The following is a 3,163-nucleotide window of genomic DNA, read 5'->3' as shown; positions in this document are numbered from 1 at the left end:
TAGGTGTAGCCTTCTCCATAATGTTATTAATGCCATCTTGGGGAGGTATGATAAACGGTTTATTAACGCTTCGTGGGGCTTGGGATAAAGTACGAACCGATCCGGTTTTAAAATTTATGGTAGTAGCCATTACGGGGTATGGTATGGCAACTTTTGAAGGACCAGCATTATCACTTAAAAATGTAAATGCTATTGCACACTTTACCGATTGGATTATTGCTCACGTTCACGTTGGTGCACTAGCTTGGAATGGTTTTATGGCATTTGGTATTATTTATTACTTAATCCCTAGACTCTTTAAAACTAAATTATACTCATTAGGTTTGGCCAATTTACATTTTTGGTTAGGAACATTAGGTATCATTATATATGCATTACCTATGTACGTTGCTGGATTTACTCAAGCAAGTATGTGGAAACAATTTAATCCTGACGGCACTTTAACTTACGGTAACTTCTTAGAAACGGTTACTGAGATTATGCCAATGTATTGGATGCGTGCCATTGGTGGTACATTATATATTGTAGGTATGTTAATCTTAGTTTACAATGTTATTGTTACGGTAAGGCAAGGCAGTAAAGTTATAGATGAATTAGCTGAAGCTCCAGCACTTGAAAGAGTAACTAAAAAACGTACTTCTAGTGAAGGTTGGCATACATGGTTAGAAAGAAGACCAGTACAATTAACATTACTAGCAACCGTAGCTATTTTAATTGGTGGTATTATACAGATTGTACCAACTATTATGGTAAAATCTAATATTCCAACAATTGCAAGCGTACAGCCCTATACTCCATTAGAATTAGAAGGTAGAGACATTTACATCCGTGAAGGTTGTGTGGGCTGCCATTCACAAATGATACGTCCGTTTAGAAGTGAGGTAGAGCGTTATGGTGAATACTCAAAAGCTGGAGAATTTGTCTATGATCACCCATTCTTATGGGGAAGTAAACGTACAGGTCCAGATTTACACAGAATTGGTGGTAAGTATTCAGATAACTGGCACTTTAACCATATGTATGACCCACAGAGTACGTCTTCGGGTTCTATCATGCCACGTTATCCTTGGTTAATTACAGGTTCATCTAGTGAACTTGATAAATCAAATACTGAAACAAAAATGGAAGCTATGGTTACATTAGGCGTTCCTTATTCTGAAGAAGATATAGCAAATGCGCAACAGAATATGTTAGACCAAGGTGCTCAAATTGAACAAAACTTGTATAGTGATCCAGACTTCGCAAAAACATATGAGGCAGACAAGAAATATGCTGCTGAAAACAGTGAAGACTTTATTGAGATGAAGAATCGTGAGATTGTAGCTATGATAGCGTACTTACAGCGATTAGGCACCGATATTCATGTTGAAGATTAATTAAGCATCAAAAGAAAACATTATGTTAAAATTTGTAAAAAATCATATGGATAGCATTGCTGGGATTGAAATATTCCCAATCATTTCTTTGCTCATCTTTTTTATCTTTTTTGTAGTACTTTTTTGGTGGGTAATTACCGCTAAAAAAGACCATATAAAAACTGTTAGTAATATTCCACTAGACAATCAAAACGAGTATATATTATGAAACCGACTAATAAAATTTTGAATTTTCTTCTGAATAGAATCGGAGGTTACATTTGTCCATTTAAAAATAATAAAACAACTATCAAATGAAAGATTTAGTTCCTTCTTGGATTCGTGTTTCAGTAGTATTTTTTATAATTTTTGGAGCCGTAGAATTCTTTATTGATTCTGGAGCGCAACCAGCATTTATAAAACACCCAGCAGTAATACTCTTTTTACTGTTAATACTTTTAATTTTGATAGCTATCGAGATTATAGTAAGTGCTTTAGAAAACATTATGCTTCATAAATTAGACGATGAAGCCAAAGCAAGATTCTTAGCTGAAAAAGAAAAATCATTTAAGTTTACTTGGTTAAAAGAAACCTACCAAAACCTTCTAGGACAAACACCTATAGAAGACGAAGGTAAAATTATCTTAGACCATAATTACGATGGTATTAAAGAGCTTGACAATAACTTACCGCCATGGTGGATCTATGGTTTTTACGCTAGTATTGTTTTTGCTGCTGTATACTTATTAAGATACCATGTATTTAGTGGTCCAACTCAAATTGATGAATTGGAAACCGAATTAGCCGATGCTAGAATTGCTATTGAGACCTATAAAAAAACTGCTAAAAATTTAGTTGATATTAATACAGTTACACAACTGACTGAAGCCGCAGACTTAAGTGCAGGTAAAACTATTTTTGAAACCAATTGTGTGGCTTGCCATATGGCCGATGGAGGTGGTGGTATTGGACCAAATTTAACCGACCCGAATTGGATTTTAGGTGGTGATATTAAAAGTATATTTAAAACAGTATCTGAAGGAGGTCGATCTGGAAAGGGCATGATTGCTTGGAAACAACAGTTAAAACCATTAGAAATAGCACAGGTATCTAGTTATGTCTTAACCTTTGAAGGAACTACTCCAGCCAACCCAAAAGTGCCTGAAGGTGATGTTTGGGTAGATAAAAACGCAGAATAAAGACCCTAAACAGTAACCGATTAGACAAAAACTTATCAAACTAAGCTAAATACAATCGAAACCTGCCAGATTAAAAAACTGGCCGGTTTCTAAAAAAAGCATTAGCACTTTGAAAACCCCAGATAACGAAAATTTTAGAGACTCTATTGGCACTATTACCGAAGAAGGTAAACGTGCCTGGGTATTTCCAAAAAAACCTAGTGGAAAGTTTTATGAGTATAGAAAATACGTAAGCTACTTTTTACTGGCTTTTTTATTGCTATCGCCCTTTATAAAAATTAATGGGAATCAGTTTCTGATGTTTAACATATTAGAACGTCGATTTAATATTTTCGGTTTTCCCTTTTGGCCACAAGATTTTCATCTTTTTGTTATTTCCATGCTAATTGGCGTGGTTTTTATTACGCTATTTACTGTAGCTTTTGGACGTATTTTTTGTGGATGGATATGTCCGCAAACCATTTTTATGGAAATGGTTTTTCGTAGAATTGAATACTGGATTGAAGGTGATAGAAATAAACAACGAAAACTAGATAGACAAAAATGGGATGCCGAAAAAATTAGAAAAAAAGGATTAAAACAATTCATATTTCTTATTATTTCGTTCAT

4 protein-coding genes are annotated in these 3,163 nt (G+C 34.4%); all 4 read left to right on the top strand.

Going from position 1 to position 3,163, the window contains the following annotated elements:
- A partial coding sequence (gene ccoO / locus QZ260_RS05910; RefSeq protein ID WP_295983892.1) for a cytochrome-c oxidase, cbb3-type subunit II occupies window positions 1–1,376 on the top strand: 1,376 nt, incomplete at its 5' end.
- 22 nt (window positions 1,377–1,398) lie between these two features.
- Window positions 1,399–1,584 carry a CcoQ/FixQ family Cbb3-type cytochrome c oxidase assembly chaperone gene (locus tag QZ260_RS05905; RefSeq protein WP_295983890.1) on the top strand — a complete coding sequence of 62 codons (186 nt, stop codon included), beginning with the start codon at window positions 1,399–1,401 and terminating at the stop codon, window positions 1,582–1,584.
- 85 nt (window positions 1,585–1,669) lie between these two features.
- Window positions 1,670–2,554: a cbb3-type cytochrome c oxidase N-terminal domain-containing protein gene (locus tag QZ260_RS05900; RefSeq protein WP_295983889.1), complete on the top strand. Its 885-nt coding sequence runs from the start codon at window positions 1,670–1,672 to the stop codon at window positions 2,552–2,554.
- Window positions 2,555–2,663: 109 nt separating this feature from the next.
- Window positions 2,664–3,163, top strand: a 500-nt coding sequence (locus QZ260_RS05895; protein ID WP_295983888.1) for a 4Fe-4S binding protein, incomplete at its 3' end; no start/stop codon positions are given.

Origin of the sequence: uncultured Algibacter sp. (assembly GCF_905480415.1) — a bacterium.
Lineage (GTDB): Bacteria > Bacteroidota > Bacteroidia > Flavobacteriales > Flavobacteriaceae > Algibacter_B.
The sequence above is the reverse complement of the archived record's forward strand: the minus strand, read 5'-3'. Positions and strand labels throughout refer to the sequence as shown.

What these genes read in the sequence shown, in the direction of transcription:
- QZ260_RS05900 (WP_295983889.1), top strand. Translation starts at nt 1,670, where the DNA reads ATGAAAGATTTAGTTCCTTCTTGGATTCGTGTTTCAGTAGTATTTTTT.
- QZ260_RS05905 (WP_295983890.1), top strand. Translation starts at nt 1,399, where the DNA reads ATGTTAAAATTTGTAAAAAATCATATGGATAGCATTGCTGGGATTGAA.